The sequence below is a fragment of the Novosphingobium aquae genome (assembly GCF_037572715.1).
GTDB classification, from domain to species: domain Bacteria; phylum Pseudomonadota; class Alphaproteobacteria; order Sphingomonadales; family Sphingomonadaceae; genus Novosphingobium; species Novosphingobium aquae.
The window spans coordinates 186,176-202,371 of sequence record NZ_JBBHJY010000004.1 but is presented as its reverse complement, the minus strand read 5'-3'; the positions used below and the strand labels follow the sequence as shown (position 1 = coordinate 202,371).

The following is a 16,196-nucleotide window of genomic DNA, read 5'->3' as shown; positions in this document are numbered from 1 at the left end:
ACAGAATCACCGAGGGGCCGCTTCCGCAAGGAGGCGGCCTTTTTGGTTTGTGCAGAGCCTTTGCTGGGTGCGCCCCTGACATCCGTCAGGGGCTTGCGGAGGCAGAAAAGAACTCCCCTTGAAGTTCTCTGATTGCTGTATTACATCAGCAACACAGATCAAGGGAGATGCCCAGATGTCATTCGCCAAGTTCATCCGCACCATCGCGCCGCTGGCAGCAGTCGCAGCCATGGGCCTCGCGGTCTCCGCCTGCGACGGCAACATCACGATCAACGGTGATGATGGCAAGAAGCTGTCCGAACTCGACCTTGGCGGCGAAGCGCCGCACAAGCTGGCGCTGTTCGGGCCGGACAATGTCAAGGTCACCCAGGGCGACAAGCTGGCCATCACCATCGACGGCGATGCCGCATCGGCGGACAAGCTGCGCTTCTCGCTCAAGAACGGCACCCTGGCGATCCTGCGCGCCAAGGACTGGAAGGAAGGTCCTTCGATCACGGTTAACGTGACCATGCCGGCCCCGCGCGAAATTGCGCAGATGGGTTCGGGCAAGATCGAGGCCGGCGCGCTCGACAAGGATGCCAAGGTCAACCTGATGGGTTCGGGCGATGTCAACGCGACTGCACTCGCCGGTGACAAGCTGTCGCTGGCAGTCATGGGTTCGGGCACAATGCACGGCGCCGGCACGGTCAAGCAGCTCGACCTCAAGGTCATGGGTTCGGGAAGCGCCGATCTTTCCGCGGTCAAGGCGGACAATGCCGATGTCGACATTCTCGGCTCGGGCAGCGCCTCTTTCGCTTCCGACGGTCAGGTGAAGGCCAAGATCATGGGTTCGGGCACGGTTACCGTGAAGGGCCGCGCCAAGTGCACGGTCAAGTCGATGGGGTCTGGCTCGCTGGTCTGCGAGAGCGGCCCGGCCACCAAGACCGAAGGCAGCGATGATGCCAGCGACGAACCCACCGCTGAGCCGTCAAAGGGCTGATCAGCCAATCTTGATCAGGCTGCGGCGCGGCGCAGGCGGTCGTTGATTGCCGCGCCAATGCCCACCTCCGGCACCGGGGCAATCGCCACAAGCGGCCGCGCATCGGCGGCGGCAAGATGCAGGCAGGCGTAAAGGCGGGCGGCCGCCTCGGCGAGGTCACCCGTTGCCGACAGGTTGGTGTGGCCTTCGACAGGACCAAACCCGATCAGGAATTCATCGTCCCGCCTTTCCACCGCGCCCAGCCGCACCGGCTTTCCGGGGGCATAATGGCTGGCCAGCTGCCCCGGTGCCTCGATCCTTCCGGTTGACGTCATGCCGTCACCAGCTGCGCCGATAGCGGCGGAAATCTGCGCCTCAGTGATCGGACCGGGCCGCAGGATCGACCAGCCAAAGTCGCGCGGCGCAACTATTGTCGATTCAATCCCGGCCTCGCAGGCCCCGCCATCGAGCACCATGTCGACCCGGTTTCCAAGGCTCGACGCTACGTGGCCAGCGGTCGTCGGGCTGACCCCGCCGCTGCGGTTGGCCGAAGGCGCAGCGAGCGGCAGGCCGCTGATTTCCAGCAGCGCGCGCATCGCCGGATGGGCCGGAACGCGCAGGGCAATGGTCGGCAGGCCAGCGGTAACGGCGGGAGTAATCTCGGTGCCTTCGCGCAAGGGCAGCACCAGCGTCAGTGGCCCCGGCCAAAATGCCGCTGCCAACTTGCGCGCGCGGTCATCGAACAGAGCAATGGCTTCAGCAGCCTCAAGCGAGGGCACATGGACAATCAGCGGATTGAAGTCGGGCCTGCCCTTGGCGCGATAGATCGCGGCCACCGCCGATTCGCTGTCCGCCCGGGCGGCGAGGCCGTAAACTGTCTCGGTCGGCACCGCGACAAGACTTCCACCACGCAAACAGTCTGCCGCCGCGGCCAGTGCCGTAGCGTCAACCAGTCGTAAATCAGGGCCGCTCTTGCCGCTCATCCTGCTGCGCTATAGGCAAGCCAGCGAACATTCCAAGTGAAAGCCCCGGGGGAACCGCCATGACCTATGCACCGCCCAGCGCCGAACAGGCCTTTGCCCTCAAGATCAGCGCCGGCATCGAAGAGCTTGCTGCCAGCGAGCGCTTCGCCGCCGCCAGCGCCGACATGGTCGAGGCGATCGTCGAGGGCATCGGGCAGTTTGCCGCCGGTGAATTCGCCCCGCTGAGCCGGGTCGGCGACACGCAGGGCGCGCGGATGATCGACGGCGTGGTCATGCTCCCGGCCGGCTATGCCGAGGCCTACCGCGCATATGTCGAGCAGGGCTGGAACGCCGTTTCAGGGCCCGAGCACTTCGGCGGACAGGGCCTGCCCTTCAGCCTCGCCGCCTGCGTGCTGGAAAACCTCGGCACCGCCAATATGGCCTTCTCGCTGCTGCCAATGCTCACCGTCGGCGCGATCGAGGCGATCGAGAAGCATGGCTCTGACGAGCAGCGCGCGATGTACCTCGCCAAGCTGGTCAGCGGCGAATGGCCGGGCACGATGAACCTGACCGAGCCGCAAGCCGGGTCCGATGTCGGCGCACTGCGCACCAGCGCGACGCCGATTTTGAAAGGCGAACATGCCGGCAAGTACCTGATCAAGGGCACCAAGATTTTCATCACCTGGGGTGAACATGAACTGGCGGACAATATCGTCCACCTCGTCCTCGCCCGCACACCCGGAGCGCCGGCGGGATCGCGCGGGATCAGCCTGTTCATCGTTCCGCGCTTCCACGTGGGGGCTGACGGCAGCCTTGGCGCGGCCAATGATGTGAAGGCCGTGAGCCTTGAGCACAAGCTCGGCATCCACGCATCGCCCACCTGCGTGATGTCCTATGGCGACCACGACCAGTGCGTCGGCGAACTGATCGGGGCCGAGAATGAAGGCCTGAAATGCATGTTCACGATGATGAACTCGGCGCGGATCAACGTCGGCGCGCAGGGCGTGATGGTTGCCGAGGCCGCCTTGCAGCACGCGGTCGCCTATGCGCAGGGCCGCGTTCAATCCGCCCGCGCCGGATCGCCCGACAAGACCCCGGTCGCCATCATCGAACACCCCGACGTGCGCCGCATGATTCTGCGTATGCGCGCCCTGACCGAAGGCGCGCGCGCGCTGCTGTACTACACCTGCGGACAGGTCGACCGCGCCGCGCTCGGCGATGATGCCGCCAAGACGCGCGCCGACCTGCTGGTGCCGCTGATCAAGGCCTGGGGGACCGATGCCGGCTGCGAAGTTGCCAGCCTTGGCGTGCAGATCCACGGCGGCATGGGCTTCATTGAGGAGACCGGCGCTGCCCAGCATTACCGCGATGCCCGCATCACCCCGATCTATGAAGGCACCAACGGGATTCAGGCGGCCGACCTCGTCACCCGCAAGCTCGGCATGGAAAACGGCGGCGTTCTGGCGTCGCTGATGGCTGAGATCGCCCGCGATGCCGGTGATGAAGCAGGCCTTGCCGCGCTCGCAAGGGATTGCGCGGCGGTGGGCGAATGGATGCGCGATTCTGCCAGCCTCGATGACAAGCTGGCCGGCTCTGTGCCGTTCCAGACAATGTGCGCGGTGGCGGTTGCCGGATGGCAGCTGCTGCGCCAATCGCGCGCGGCAGAAGCTGCCGGCGGTAACCTCGCCCGGACCAAGCCTGTCGTCGCGCGCTGGCTCCTTGATCACCTTGTTCCCGAAGCAGCCGGGCTCAAGGCCTCGGCGACGGCTGGTGCCGCCCTGCTCTACGCGCTCGACAGAGAGAGCCTGGCGTCATGACGTCAGAGGGCCCGATGCTCGAACGGATTGCCCTTGCGCTTGAACAGCTTGCGCCGGCACCGCGTGCGTTCGCCGACTGGCTGGCGGCCCCCGCCTATGTCTGGGATGGAGCCTCAGCCCGCCTTGTAGAGCGCCTCGAAGCCCCCGCGCTCGGCTTGCTGCGCGGGGTCGATCAGCAGAAGAATGCCGTCGTCGGCAATGTCGTCCGCCACGCCGCCGGACATGCCGCGCATGACATGCTGCTCTGGGGTTCGCGCGGCATGGGCAAGTCGGCGCTGATCCGCTCGGCGGTTTGCGATGCCCAGGCAAAGGACGCCGCCGCCATCGCGCTGGTGCAAGTCGCGCCCGATGCCTTGTCGGGTCTGTCGGCGCTGTTTGGCGAACTCGGCAAGGTGCAGCGCCGCTTCATCGTCTATATCGACGATCTCGGCTTTGAGGACGGCGACAGCACCGGCCCGCGCCAGCTACGCTCATGGCTTGAAGGCGGGGTTGAGGCCCGGCCCGACAATGTCCGTATCGCCGTCACCGCCAATCGCCGCGCCATCGTTTCGCGGCACACGAGCGAGCAGGACGATCCGATCAATCCGCGCGATGCCGTGGACGACCGGCTGGCCCTGGCTGACCGCTTTGGCCTGTCGATCGGCTTCCACAATTGCAGCCAGGACGATTACCTTGACATCATCCGGGGCTATGCGGAAAGCCTGAGCCTGCCCTTCGATGAAGGCGATGCGCTGGAATGGTCAAAGCGCCGCGGCGCCCGGTCAGGCCGGGTCGCCTGGCACTATGTCACCGAACTGGCGGGGCGAGCCGGACGTCAGCTCTAACCCCTATTTGCTGAGCGCTTCTTCGATCTGACGGCGGATCTGCGCTTCCGATGCCGAATCGATTGCGCGCGACGCCGGCATGCGGGTGCTGGCGATCATCTTCGGCTTGGCCAGCGGCTGCGCGTTCGGTGCGATCACCCGCCAGACCACGCCGCCAACATCGTCGGTCACCAGCAGCGCCCCGGTCTTGTCGAAGCCGAGCCACACCGGACGGCCGCGCGCTTTCTTGCCATCTGCAAGGAACCCGGTCAGCACCGGCGCGGGCTTGCCTTTGGGGTTGCCCCACTCGTCAAAGGTAACGAAAACCACGTCATAGCCAGAGAGCGGCTTGCGGTTCCACGAACCGTGCCGCGCGACGAAAGCGCCTGAGTTGAACTGGGTGCCCAGCCGGTTGCCCTCGGCCACGAAGCGCATGCCCAGAGGCGCCGTATGCGCGCCCAGCGCAAATTCAGGCTTACGGACGTATTCGCCGAGGAAGTCGGGCATCGGATGCTCGACACGGTCATCAAGCCGATCCTTCCAGTAATACCACGGCCAGCCATACTGCGCGCCCACCGGCACGTTGGTCATGTAGTCGGGAACCAGATCGGGGCCGAGCATGTCGCGCTCGTTTACTACGGTCCACAACTCGCCGGTGACCGGGTTCCAGTCGAGCCCGTTGGGATTGCGCAGGCCGCCGCCGTACTGGCGCATGCGCCCCGTGGCGACGTCCAGCTCATAGATCGCCGCGCGGCGATTTTCGATTTCAATGCCCTTTTCGGCGATGTTCGATGCCGAACCGACCGCGACGTAAAGTTTGGTGCCATCTGGGCTGGCAAGCAGGTTACGCATCCAGTGATTGCCCGCGGCGGGCAGGTTGACGACCTTGGCCGGCGCGCCTTCCAGCGTGGCGGCGCCGGGCACAAAGTCAAAGGCCAGCACCGCATTGTGGTTGGCGATGTAGAGTTTGCCATCGATCCAGGCCATGCCCGAAGGGGAATCCATATCCTTTTCGCGCAGGACAGAGCGGGTTTCGGCCACGCCGTCGCCATCGGCATCGCGCAGCAGCACGATTTTGTTCGGCGAAGGCTGGCCTGCACCTGCCTTCTTCCAGAAATAGCGCTCGATCATGCCGGTAATGCCGCCGCCTTCGCCCTTCGTCGCTGGGTGGTCGGTCTCAGCCACCAGAACGTCACCGTTAGGCAGGACCAGCATGGTGCGCGGGTGATTCAGCCCGGCGGCAAAGCGGTTGACCGTAAGACCCGTTGCCGCCGTTGGAGCCTCGTTCGCAGCCCAGCCAACCGGCTTGGCAATGCCCATGCTGGGAATCGTCTCGGTCTCGGGAGCCCGAAGCTCGACCTGCGTACCCTCGGTCGCGCCAAGCGGCAGATTCGAGGGGTTTCCGTGCGAGAACCAGACCCAGAAACCGCCCAGCACAATGGCAAGGACGACAAGGATGATGAGGGGTTTTTTAAAGGAGCGCATCGGCAAGAGATAGGCTTGCTCCCGGCACCTCGCAACCGCTGCTTTTCCGGTAAGCGCCCCGCGCCGGACTGCACCGTTTCGGGACAGCGCCGCAAGTCATTGGCCAGATCACTTGGTTTTCCGCCAGTTACGATGGTAAGTTCCAGGTTAACAGGCGGGACTCGTGCGCCCGCCTTACGAAACAGAGGGGAATTGCCCATGCGCCTTCGCGCTCTTACCTTGATCGCCGTGTCGACCACCGCTTTCGCCAATCCCGCCTTTGCTCATGAAAGCGGCCATCAGACGGCCCCTGCACAGCATGACATGCACCACCAGCAGGGTATGCATCACCAGCAGGGCGGGCCGCAGTGGCAGCACTCTGCCCCCAACGATGGTGCCTGGGCGCGCCAGCGTGAGGACTGGCTGGTCGAATGCCGCCGCCGCCTTGGCGGAAACCGCAGTGGCGCAACCGGCGCTGTCCTTGGCGGGGTCGTGGGCGGCGTGCTTGGCCGTGAAGTTGCGGGCCGCGGCAACCGCACGTTCGGTACGATTGCCGGCGCTGCGGTCGGAGCCGTTGCCGGCGCCGCAATCGAGCGTGGCAGCGAAGGCCGCCGTTACCGTGACGAATGCGAAGCCATGCTCGACAATTCACAGGGCGGCTATAGCCCGGGCTATCCGCAGCAGGCCTATGGCTATGGCTATGCAGTGCCGATGATGATGGTGCCGGTCACCATGGTTTCGATGCCGATGCATCATCCGAAGAAGGACTGCCACGAGCACGTGACGACCGAATATGTCACGACCTATGACACGGTTTACCGCAAGGTCCGCGAAGTCCGGTACCGCTCGGTTCCGACATACAAGCGCGTGAAGGTTGTTCCCGACAAGCGCGTGCGGATGGTGCCGGACAAGCGGGTAGTCGCCGACTAAGTCTGTGAATTTAAAAACCTGTTAGAGCTAAAGGCCGGCGCTGCAAAAGCAGTTTCCGGCCTTTGCTTGGCGCTCTCTAGATGTCACCACCGGTCAGCCGCTGGCAGATGAGGTCAAGCTGGTCGAGCGTGCGATAGCGGATCGTTACCGCCCCGCTGCGGGGATCGGCATCGGCCTGGATGCGCACCGGCAAGCCGAGAAATTCTTCAAGGTGCGCCTGAACGGCGGCAATATCGGCATCGTCCGCCGCGCCGCCACTGCTGCGCGCCCGGCGCGGTGCGGCCGATGCGCCGCGGGTTTGCTTGCGCACCAACTTTTCGATTTCGCGGACCGACATCTGCTTGGCGACAACCGTCGCGGCCAGCTCCTCGGCATTCCCGACACCGATCAGCGCGCGGGCGTGGCCCATCGAGAGCCGGCCTTCCTGGACATGATCAAGCACGACATCGGGCAATTGCAACAGGCGCTGAAAGTTCGCCACGTGGCTGCGCGACTTGTCAACGAACCGGGCGATTTCGGCCTGGGTCAGGCCCTCTTCCTCGCTCAGCCGGTGATAGGCCCTCGCCTCTTCAACTGGGTTGAGATCCTCGCGCTGAAGGTTCTCGATAAGTGCCAGCGCCATGACATCGCGGTCGGACAACTCACGAACAAGTGCCGGGATTTCATGCAGTTGTGCCCGCTGCGCGGCCCGCCAGCGGCGCTCACCGGCAACCAGCTGGAAACGCCCCTGCCCGACCGGGCGGACAATCACCGGCTGGATGACACCGCGCGCGGCGATCGATTCGGCCAGTTCGACCAGCGCCGCCTCGTCAAAATGGCGGCGGGGCTGGTTGGGATCGGGATCGATCAGCGAGATCGGCAACTGGGCCAGCCCGGTCGTCGCCGAAACTGTGCCTACGGTCTGGGCAGGAACGCCGCCCACCAGCGGCTCCTCACGGCGCGATTCGCCAAGCAAAGCACCAAGGCCGCGCCCAAGGCCCGACATCTTGCGCTTCGCCGGCGCGGCCGACGGAGCGGGCTCCGCCTGTGGAACCGAAATGCGGATTACCGGATCGTCGTTCATGCCGCTTTCCTCATCGCCGGCAGCCGCGTGATCAATTCGCGCGCCAAGGCCATATAGGCCCGGCTGCCCGGGCAATTGTGATCGTAGACCAACGCTGGCAATCCGTGGCTCGGCGCTTCAGACAAACGCACGTTGCGCGGGATCACTGTCTCGAACACCAGGTTGCCGAGGCAGGACCGCACGTCATCGCTGACCAGATCGGTGAGGCGGTTGCGCCGGTCAAACATGGTCAGCGCCACGCCGAGGATCGACAGGTCGGGATTGAACCGCTGCTGCACACGCTCGACCGTCTGGAGCAGCTGGCTCAGTCCTTCGAGCGCGAAGAATTCGCATTGCAGCGGCACCAACAGGGTATTCGCCGCACCCAGCGCGTTGAGCGTAAGCAGCCCGAGCGAAGGCGGACAATCGATCATGACAATGTCGTGGCCCTTGTGCGCGGCTAGGGCATTGCGCAAGCGGTGGGCACGGTCTTCCTCGCCGACCAGTTCAACCTCGGCGCCCGACAAGTCGACCGTGGCGGGAATCAGGTCGAGCCCGGGAATCTTGGTCGCGTGGACACAGTCGGCAATCGGCACCTGATCGAGCAGCACGTCATAGGACGAAGCCGTGCGGTCCGGCGCGGAAATGCCGATGCCGGTCGAGGCATTGCCTTGCGGGTCGAGGTCGACCAGCAGCACCTTCCAGCCAATGGCGGCGAGCGCGGTGGCAATGTTGATCGCAGTCGTGGTCTTGCCCACCCCGCCCTTCTGGTTGGCTACTGCGATGGTGATCACGCGCGGTTCCTCTTCGATTTCGCTGTTTCACCACTGACTTGGCCGACGATAATCCCTGCATCGGGGTCGGTTTGCGATTGTTCCACGTGGAACATATGCTGCCAGCCGGAGAGCTCCTGCAATTCCTGCCGTGCAGAACGCCCTTTGGGCAACAACCAAATCGTGTCGGGTGTGGAAAAACGTGCGGATAGATCGAGCAAACGTGGCAATGACGCAAATGCGCGTGCCGAAATGACGCTGCACTTACGCGTTTGCATCAGTTCCAGTCGCGATCCGATCACTTCCGCCCGCTTGAGGCCGAGTGATTCGCACGCCCTCACCAACCAGTCGATTCGCCGCGTGCGGGATTCGACCATCAGGACGCACGTTTCCGGCAAGACACAGGCAATCGCCAATCCGGGGAAGCCTGCCCCGGTGCCGAGATCGAGCCATGGCCGCGACGTTTCACGTGGAACATGGCGCAGGAGCTGAAGCGAATCGGCAATGTGTCTTTGCCAAACATGGTCGAGGCTGGCGGCAGCAACCAAGTTCTGGACATTGTTCTCCTCGGCCAACATGGCGGCGAGCCGCTCAAGCCGGTCGATCGCCTCAGCGTCCACTACGGGGATTTGGCTGACGAATTGCCGCGCCTGAACCTCATTAGTGATCACGCCGCATTCCTTCGTGCATGGACTAGCAGCGCCGCGAGGGCTGCCGGCGTGATTCCCGGCACCCGTCCGGCCGCTGCTAGGTTCGCCGGGCGCGCGCGAGTGAGCCGCTCAACCATTTCGTTCGACAGCCCCGGGATGCGGTCATAGGCGAAGGCATCGCCAAGCAGCAGCGACTCGCTGGCACGCAAATCACGCAACTCGCCATCCTGCCGGGCAAGATAAGGCGCATAGGCCGCATCCTCGGTTACCTCGCTCGCTAGCTCCGGGTCATCCGGGAGTGCATCGCCAAGCCACGGCGCCAGTCCAGCGAGATCGACACCGCCGAAACGCAGCCATTCCCTCAGCGACAATCGGCCGGTATCGGCCCGAACCGGCAAGCCCGCCTGCGAAAGTTCTGACCCTGTAGCCTGCCGATCAAGCGCCGCTTCGATAGTCACGCGATCATCCATGCGGCGATTGAACCACGCTGACCGGGCCTCGCCCACCGCTCCCACCGTCATCGCCAGCGGCGTGAGCCGGGTTGATGCGTTGTTGGCGCGCAGCCGCAAACGATATTCGGCACGGGCGGTCAACATGCGATAGGGCTCGGTAACTCCGTGCAATGTAAGGTCATCGACCATCACCGCCATATAGCTGTTCGCCCGGTCAAGCGGCGCTGGCTCACGCCCTAAGGCCTGCGCGGCGGCATGCATACCCGCGACCAGCCCCTGCGCCGCCGCTTCCTCATAGCCGGTGGTGCCGTTGATCTGCCCGGCACAATAGAGCCCCGGTATGTCCCTCAACTCAAGGCTGGGTCGCAACGCGCGCGGATCGATGTGGTCGTATTCCACCGCATAGCCCGGCACTGCCATGTCGACGCGCTCCAAACCCGCCATGGTCCGAAGCATGGCGAGCTGGACATCGGCGGGGAGCGACGTGCTGATCCCGTTCGGATAGACCAGATGCGTGTCGAGTCCCTCCGGCTCAAGGAACACCTGATGCCCGTCTCGGTCGGCGAAGCGGTGAATCTTGTCCTCGATCGACGGACAATAGCGCGGGCCTGACGCTCCAATTGCGCCGGTGAACAGCGGAGAGCGGTGCAGGTTGGCACGGATGATATCATGACTTTGCAAATTGGTGCGGGTGATCGCGCAAAAGATTTGCGGCAGCGCCCTGCCCCGCACATCGGCCATGGCCGACATCGTCCAAGGCTCGGCATCCGAGGGTTGTTCTTCGAGCGCGGCCCAATCGATCGTCCGACCATCAAGTCGCGGCGGTGTGCCGGTCTTCAATCGCGACATCGGCAATCCGGCCCCGCGTAGCTGCGCAGCCAGCACCTGCGCCGAGGCCTCGCCAATACGCCCGCCGACAAGCCGCTCCTCACCGCGGAACAGGGTGCCGCCTAGGAAGGTGCCAGTACACAGCACTACGGCCTTGGCCAACAGTCTTGTCCCGTCCGCGAGATCAACACCACAGACCCGCCCAGCTTCAATCCTCAGCGCCGCCACCTCGCCGGCAATCGTCGTCAGGTCGCCTTGCTGGCCAAGCAGCCTCTGCACCGCCGCCTTGAAGCGCTTGCGGTCAGCCTGAACGCGCGGGCCCTGTACCGCTGTGCCCTTCGAGCGATTGAGCATGCGGTAATGGATCGCCCCAGCATCGGCGGCGCGGGCAATGATGCCGTCAAAGGCATCGACCTCGCGAACCAGATGCCCCTTGCCCAGCCCGCCAATCGCCGGGTTGCAGCTCATCGCGCCAATCATTGCGGGATCGAAAGTAGCAAGCGCCACGCGCGCACCCATGCGGGCCGCGACAGCAGCGGCCTCAACCCCGGCGTGTCCTCCGCCGATTACAATGATGTCAAACTGGTGCATGTTACACCCACGTTTAGCCTCGCAAGATCGCGCGGTCAAAACCCGGTGTGTTTCACGTGGAACATGTCATTTGCCGATGCAGAACCTGCTGAACAGCGTGTCGAGCATATTCTCAGTCGTGGTGCGGCCGAGCAGGCTGTCGAAAGCGAGCCGTGCCTGCCGCAAGCCTTCCGCAGCAAGCAAGGGATCAGCCTCATGCCGGGCATCTGCCAATGCGCGCGTCGCCCGGGTGAGCAGGTGGTGCTGCCGCTCATTGAGCGCGGCGTCACCGGGCGCGGGCATGGCGTTGCGCGCAGCAACGACCAGATCCTGCCGGAGGTCGTCCATACCCGCCCCGGTCATGGCCGAAATGCGGTGCCGCGCAGTGCGCTTGGGTTGCGAATCGTTTCGGTCGATCTGTGAGGCAATTTCCCAGGCACCTTGCGGCCCCATGCCTTCCGGGCCGAGCCAGAGCACGAGGTCAGCCCGGTCGAGCGCTTCCATGGCGCGTTCGATGCCGATGGCCTCGATCTCGTCATCAACCGCATCATGCAGACCGGCGGTGTCGGCGAACAGGAACGGCACACCATCAATCGCCACGGGGCGCGTCAGCACATCGCGCGTCGTGCCTGCAATCGGGGTGGTAATGGCGGCGTCAGATTCAACCAACTCGTTGAAAAGGGTGCTTTTCCCAAGGTTCGGCGGCCCAGCGATAACCACGCGAAAGCCTTCGCGCAGAACTTCGGCACGCGGACGGGCAAGCCAGTCGCCAATCTCGCCGCGCAAGGACTCGATTTCCTGCGGGAATTCCGGCGGCAGCAACGCAACATCGTCTTCGTCGGCGAAATCGAGCACGGCCTCGAGGCTCGCCGAAGCCATCAGCAGGCGCTCGCGCCATCCTTCGACGAGCCGCGAAAACGTTCCGCCCGCCATAGCCATGGCGCTGCGGCGCTGAAGTTCGGTCTCTGCGGCGAGCAGGTCCGCCAGCCCCTCGGCTTCGGCCAGATCGATCCGGCCATTGGCAAAGGCGCGGCGGGTGAATTCACCGGGCTCGGCCTCACGCAGGCCGGGAAGCTCGCCCAGCGCATTTTCCAGCGCGGCGATAACCGCGCGGCCGCCGTGCAAGTGAAACTCGGCGAGGTCCTCGCCTGTCGCGGTGCCCGGCCCCGGGAACCAGGCGACCAGCGCGCGGTCAATCTCTTCGCCCTCACCGTCAATCAGCCGCGCCACGCCCATGCGGCGCGGTTCGGGGATCGTTCCGGTCAGCGAGCGCAAGGCATTGCCCGCCCCTGGTCCGCTCACCCGGACAATGGCGATTGCAGCCGGCGGAGAGCCGCTCGACAAGGCGAAGATCGTATCGGTCATGCGGGCCGCGCGATCAGCTTTCGCCGTCCTTCTTCTTTTTAGCAGCGCCGGTGCCGGCATCCATGAACTGCTGGAACAGTTTCAGGCCGATCTCGCCCATCGGCGCGACCTGCTTGGCCATGGTTTGCAGCTTTTCGAGATCGCCAACGCCCTGCATCGCCTTGGCCACGGCATCGACATAGACGTCGTTGGCCTTGGCAACATCCGGCAGACCCAGAAAGCGGCGGGCTTCCTCTGGCGTGCAATCAACCTCGACGTGAACCTTCATGGGTTAAGCCTCCTGCGCCAGCGTGGCGCACCTGAACTAGATGGGCAGCCCGCGCGCTCTTGGCAATGGTCTTGCGCAGGACCGAAGGGTTGGGCCAAAGGAACTGAAAGCGCCAAACCGCACAACCACGCAAGGAGAGTTCCCATGGGCGAAAAGGTCCGCATCCCCACGTTCGAAGGCGACAAGAGCTTCCCCGCCTATGTCGCCCGCCCGGCCGGCACGCCCAAGGCGGCGATTATCGTCGTGCAGGAAGTGTTCGGCGTAAACCCCGGCATCCGCAAGAAGGCCGACGACTGGGCCGCCAAAGGCTACCTCGCCGTCGCTCTCGAAGTGTTCTGGCGGCAGGCCGAGGGCATCGATCTCGATTCGGATATCCCTGAGGAGTTCCAGCAGGCGATCCGCCACATGCTGGCGCATGATTTTGATGCCGGTGTGCGCGATATCGAGGCGACCATCCGCTGGATTCGCGGCACGGAAGGCGTGGCCAAGGTCGGCCTCGTCGGCTTCTGCATGGGCGGCAAGGTGGCCTATCAGGCCGCCGCACGCACCGATATCGATGCTTCGGTCGGTTACTATGCCGTGGGCATCGACCAGATGTTGAACGAGGCCCACGCCATCGCAAGACCGCTCATGCTCCACGTGCCGACGGCTGACGGCTTTGTCCCGCCTGAAGCGCAGGCGGCGATGCATGCCGGACTGGATGACAATGCCCACGTGACGATCCACGACTACGCCGGGCTCGATCACGGCTTTGCGGCGGAACACGGCGTGCGACGCAACGATGTTGCAGCGCAGCTTGCCGATCAGCGAACGGACAAGTTCTTCGCCGCCAATCTCGCGTAACTAGTTGATGCCAAATGTGTCGATCGCCTGGAAAATCCGGGCGATCGCCGCGCGATCTTCCTCCGGGATTTCGGGGCGCCAGATCTCGAACAACAGGATGACGCGAGTTTCATCGCCGGCGTTGATCGCCTCGTGCTCGACTGAATCGTCGAAAACCAGCACCTGCCCGTCAATCCATTCGCGCCGTTCATTCCCGACGCGCAGCGAACAGCCCGGTGCAGTCCGTACCGGGATATGACAGATCAGCCGCGTGTTGAGCATGCCGTGGTGCGGGGTGATATGCGCACCGGGCAGCAGGCGCGACCACAGGGCGTTGGGCGCGCGTCCGGGTACCTGAGGCAGCGGCGCATGGCCAAGCGCCTCCATGGAGCGCGGACAGGCTCTGGCGTGGTCCTCGACCACCGACCCGTCCTGCCAGAAATAGTGCGCGCTCCAGTCCATCCGGCCAAGCAACGGATTGTTCGGCGCAGGGCGGTTGGCCTGCTGCTTTACATAGGGTTCGAAACCCGCCCCCTCGCGCGCCTCCAGCTCCTCACGCATCGCCGGCGCCAGCGCCAGCATGGGTTCCAGCCAGGGGAAGTCCGTAGCATCATAGAACCACTTCTGCGGCAGGCCTGGATAATAGAAAACCGATGGCTCCTGCAGGTAAAGCCGCGACTGCCCGGTCAGCAAATCGATCGCCTCGCGCATCGTCGGGCTGAGCGCATCGCCAACGACTTCGCGCAGGTGCGCGCCGTAATCGCCCTTGGATGATTCGATGAATTGCCGGCCATGCGCCATCAGGCCGGCGAGCGGCGGCGGGACGGGCGACCCGGTAGCCACCTGATTCGACGCCGCCTGATAGAAACTGGACGCGCCGCGCGGATCGCCCTGCCGTTCGCGCAAGTGTCCCTTGACCAGCAGCGGCCCGACGTCGCGGGTTTCCAGCTTCAACTGGCGATCAACCGCCGCTTCCGCCGCATCGAGATTGCCCAGCGCCAGCTCGACATTGCCGAGGGCCATCCACGGGAATTCGATTTCGGGCAGCGCGCCGCTCGCCGAACGCAGCAATTCTGCCGCGCGCTGCGAATCGCGTGCCTGCAAGGCGGCAAGGCCCTCGGCGATCGCTTTATGCGCGTCCGAAGGGCCTGCCATCGTGCCAGCCTTACTGGTTCATCGTGGCGAAGAAGTCCTCGTTGGACTTGGAGTCCTTCATCTTGTCGAGCAGGAACTCCATCGCGTCGACAGTGCCCATCTGCATGAGGATACGGCGCAGGACCCACATTTTCGAGAGCTGGTCCTTGGGAACCAACAGCTCTTCCTTGCGGGTGCCGCTCTTGCCGACATCGAGTGCGGGGAAGATGCGCTTGTCGGAGACCTTGCGATCCAGGACGATTTCCGAGTTACCAGTGCCCTTGAATTCTTCGAAGATAACTTCGTCCATGCGGCTGCCGGTATCGATCAGGGCCGTGGCGATGATTGACAGCGAACCGCCTTCCTCGATGTTGCGCGCCGCGCCAAAGAAGCGCTTGGGGCGCTGCAGCGCGTTGGCGTCAACACCGCCGGTAAGCACCTTGCCCGAGCTCGGCACGACCGTGTTGTAGGCACGGCCAAGGCGGGTGATCGAGTCCAGCAGGATCACGACGTCGCGCTTGTGCTCGACTAGACGTTTAGCCTTTTCTATAACCATTTCAGCAACTTGAACGTGGCGCGTGGCGGGTTCATCGAAGGTTGAGGAAATCACCTCGCCCTTCACGCTGCGCTGCATGTCGGTGACTTCTTCCGGGCGTTCGTCAACCAGCAGGACGAGCAGGAACACTTCGGGATGGTTGTCGGTAATGGCCTTGGCGATGTTTTGCAGCAGCACCGTTTTACCGGTGCGCGGCGGCGCGACGATCAGCGCGCGCTGGCCCTTGCCCTGCGGGCTGATGAGATCGATCACGCGGGCCGACTTGTCCTTGACCGTCGGGTCCGAACTGTCGAGCACGAGGCGCTCGTCCGGATAGAGCGGGGTCAGGTTATCGAAGTTGACGCGGTGGCGAACAGCTTCAGGCTCATCGAAGTTGACCTTGGTCAGTTTGGTAATGGCGAAATAGCGCTCACCGTCCTTGGGTGCGCGGATTTCGCCTTCAACGGTATCACCGGTGCGCAGGCCCCATTTGCGGACCTGGTTCGGCGAGACGTAAATATCGTCAGGCCCAGCGAGGTAATTCGCTTCGGGGCTGCGCAGGAAGCCGAAACCTTCGGGCAGCACTTCGATGGTGCCGAGACCCATGATTTCCTCGCCGTCTTCGGCGACTTCCTTGAGGATGGCGAACATCAGGTCCTGGCGGCGCAGCGTGCTGGCGCCTTCGACCTCGTATTCCTCGGCCATCTCGACCAGTTCGGCCGACGTCTTTTTCTTGAGTTCTTTCAGATGCATCGTTTTGTATTCCATGTATTTTTATACGTGATGGCCGGGCGGGTCGATGGGCTTGGAGAAAGCAGACCTG

Annotated in this window: 15 protein-coding genes; 5 read left to right on the top strand and 10 right to left on the bottom strand. The window is 64.1% G+C overall.

Annotated features, from left to right (window positions below; all coding sequences use genetic code 11):
* The first annotated feature begins 175 nt into the window (after positions 1 to 175).
* Positions 176 to 979: a head GIN domain-containing protein gene (locus WG900_RS10155; protein ID WP_339966816.1), complete on the top strand. Its 804-nt coding sequence runs from the start codon at positions 176 to 178 to the stop codon at positions 977 to 979.
* Positions 980 to 993: 14 nt separating this feature from the next.
* On the opposite strand, the gene WG900_RS10150 is transcribed toward WG900_RS10155, so the two are convergent.
* Positions 994 to 1,941, bottom strand: a complete 948-nt coding sequence (locus tag WG900_RS10150) for an L-threonylcarbamoyladenylate synthase (RefSeq protein ID WP_339966814.1) — start codon at positions 1,939 to 1,941, stop codon at positions 994 to 996.
* Between the two features lie 59 nt (positions 1,942 to 2,000).
* Here WG900_RS10150 and WG900_RS10145 point away from each other — a divergent pair, with 59 nt between their 5' ends.
* Entirely contained in the window at positions 2,001 to 3,737 is a 1,737-nt protein-coding gene (locus WG900_RS10145) for an acyl-CoA dehydrogenase (protein WP_339966813.1), read from the top strand.
* Complete coding sequence (locus tag WG900_RS10140; RefSeq protein ID WP_339966812.1) at positions 3,734 to 4,561, top strand: DUF815 domain-containing protein; 828 nt, start codon at positions 3,734 to 3,736, stop codon at positions 4,559 to 4,561. The genes WG900_RS10145 and WG900_RS10140 overlap by 4 nt, the downstream gene beginning before the upstream one ends.
* Positions 4,562 to 4,564: 3 nt before the next feature.
* Here the strand turns inward: WG900_RS10140 and WG900_RS10135 are convergent, their stop codons facing one another.
* A complete protein-coding gene (locus WG900_RS10135; protein ID WP_339966810.1) occupies positions 4,565 to 6,025 on the bottom strand; it encodes a PQQ-dependent sugar dehydrogenase in 1,461 nt (486 codons plus the stop codon).
* Positions 6,026 to 6,223: 198 nt separating this feature from the next.
* On the opposite strand from WG900_RS10135, the gene WG900_RS10130 reads away from it, so the two are divergent.
* Complete coding sequence (locus tag WG900_RS10130; RefSeq protein WP_339966809.1) at positions 6,224 to 6,934, top strand: glycine zipper 2TM domain-containing protein; 711 nt, start codon at positions 6,224 to 6,226, stop codon at positions 6,932 to 6,934.
* A 76-nt stretch (positions 6,935 to 7,010) separates the two neighbouring features.
* Here WG900_RS10130 and WG900_RS10125 read toward each other — a convergent pair whose 3' ends face one another.
* The 6 genes from WG900_RS10125 to WG900_RS10100 form a co-directional block, all read right to left on the bottom strand.
* Positions 7,011 to 7,997, bottom strand: coding sequence for a ParB/RepB/Spo0J family partition protein (locus WG900_RS10125; RefSeq protein ID WP_339966808.1), 987 nt, complete (start codon positions 7,995 to 7,997; stop codon positions 7,011 to 7,013).
* Entirely contained in the window at positions 7,994 to 8,770 is a 777-nt protein-coding gene (locus WG900_RS10120) for a ParA family protein (protein WP_310531551.1), read from the bottom strand. Before WG900_RS10120 ends, WG900_RS10125 begins: the two co-directional genes overlap by 4 nt.
* Complete coding sequence (rsmG, locus tag WG900_RS10115; RefSeq protein ID WP_339966807.1) at positions 8,767 to 9,420, bottom strand: 16S rRNA (guanine(527)-N(7))-methyltransferase RsmG; 654 nt, start codon at positions 9,418 to 9,420, stop codon at positions 8,767 to 8,769. Before rsmG ends, WG900_RS10120 begins: the two co-directional genes overlap by 4 nt.
* Positions 9,417 to 11,270 (bottom strand): tRNA uridine-5-carboxymethylaminomethyl(34) synthesis enzyme MnmG, encoded by a 1,854-nt coding sequence (mnmG, locus tag WG900_RS10110; RefSeq protein ID WP_339966805.1) that lies wholly within the window; start codon positions 11,268 to 11,270, stop codon positions 9,417 to 9,419. The genes rsmG and mnmG overlap by 4 nt, the downstream gene beginning before the upstream one ends.
* A gap of 66 nt (positions 11,271 to 11,336) precedes the next feature.
* A complete protein-coding gene (gene mnmE, locus WG900_RS10105) occupies positions 11,337 to 12,614 on the bottom strand; it encodes a tRNA uridine-5-carboxymethylaminomethyl(34) synthesis GTPase MnmE (protein ID WP_339966804.1) in 1,278 nt (425 codons plus the stop codon).
* 13 nt (positions 12,615 to 12,627) lie between these two features.
* Positions 12,628 to 12,882, bottom strand: a complete 255-nt coding sequence (locus tag WG900_RS10100) for a DUF6489 family protein (protein ID WP_339966802.1) — start codon at positions 12,880 to 12,882, stop codon at positions 12,628 to 12,630.
* Positions 12,883 to 13,026: 144 nt separating this feature from the next.
* Here WG900_RS10100 and WG900_RS10095 point away from each other — a divergent pair, with 144 nt between their 5' ends.
* Positions 13,027 to 13,725: a dienelactone hydrolase family protein gene (locus WG900_RS10095; RefSeq protein ID WP_339966801.1), complete on the top strand. Its 699-nt coding sequence runs from the start codon at positions 13,027 to 13,029 to the stop codon at positions 13,723 to 13,725.
* Here WG900_RS10095 and WG900_RS10090 read toward each other — a convergent pair whose 3' ends face one another.
* A complete protein-coding gene (locus WG900_RS10090; protein WP_339966800.1) occupies positions 13,726 to 14,859 on the bottom strand; it encodes an aspartyl/asparaginyl beta-hydroxylase domain-containing protein in 1,134 nt (377 codons plus the stop codon).
* Positions 14,860 to 14,869: 10 nt separating this feature from the next.
* Positions 14,870 to 16,126, bottom strand: coding sequence for a transcription termination factor Rho (gene rho, locus WG900_RS10085; protein ID WP_339966799.1), 1,257 nt, complete (start codon positions 16,124 to 16,126; stop codon positions 14,870 to 14,872).
* Positions 16,127 to 16,196 lie beyond the last annotated feature (70 nt).

Excerpts from the sequence above, each read along its gene's own strand:
- WG900_RS10155 (WP_339966816.1), top strand. The coding sequence starts at position 176 with ATGTCATTCGCCAAGTTCATCCGCACCATCGCGCCGCTGGCAGCAGTC.
- WG900_RS10150 (WP_339966814.1), bottom strand. The coding sequence starts at position 1,941 with ATGAGCGGCAAGAGCGGCCCTGATTTACGACTGGTTGACGCTACGGCA.
- WG900_RS10145 (WP_339966813.1), top strand. The coding sequence starts at position 2,001 with ATGACCTATGCACCGCCCAGCGCCGAACAGGCCTTTGCCCTCAAGATC.
- WG900_RS10140 (WP_339966812.1), top strand. The coding sequence starts at position 3,734 with ATGACGTCAGAGGGCCCGATGCTCGAACGGATTGCCCTTGCGCTTGAA.
- WG900_RS10135 (WP_339966810.1), bottom strand. The coding sequence starts at position 6,025 with ATGCGCTCCTTTAAAAAACCCCTCATCATCCTTGTCGTCCTTGCCATT.
- WG900_RS10130 (WP_339966809.1), top strand. The coding sequence starts at position 6,224 with ATGCGCCTTCGCGCTCTTACCTTGATCGCCGTGTCGACCACCGCTTTC.
- WG900_RS10125 (WP_339966808.1), bottom strand. The coding sequence starts at position 7,997 with ATGAACGACGATCCGGTAATCCGCATTTCGGTTCCACAGGCGGAGCCC.
- mnmG (WP_339966805.1), bottom strand. The coding sequence starts at position 11,270 with ATGCACCAGTTTGACATCATTGTAATCGGCGGAGGACACGCCGGGGTT.
- mnmE (WP_339966804.1), bottom strand. The coding sequence starts at position 12,614 with ATGACCGATACGATCTTCGCCTTGTCGAGCGGCTCTCCGCCGGCTGCA.
- WG900_RS10100 (WP_339966802.1), bottom strand. The coding sequence starts at position 12,882 with ATGAAGGTTCACGTCGAGGTTGATTGCACGCCAGAGGAAGCCCGCCGC.
- WG900_RS10095 (WP_339966801.1), top strand. The coding sequence starts at position 13,027 with ATGGGCGAAAAGGTCCGCATCCCCACGTTCGAAGGCGACAAGAGCTTC.
- WG900_RS10090 (WP_339966800.1), bottom strand. The coding sequence starts at position 14,859 with ATGGCAGGCCCTTCGGACGCGCATAAAGCGATCGCCGAGGGCCTTGCC.
- rho (WP_339966799.1), bottom strand. The coding sequence starts at position 16,126 with ATGCATCTGAAAGAACTCAAGAAAAAGACGTCGGCCGAACTGGTCGAG.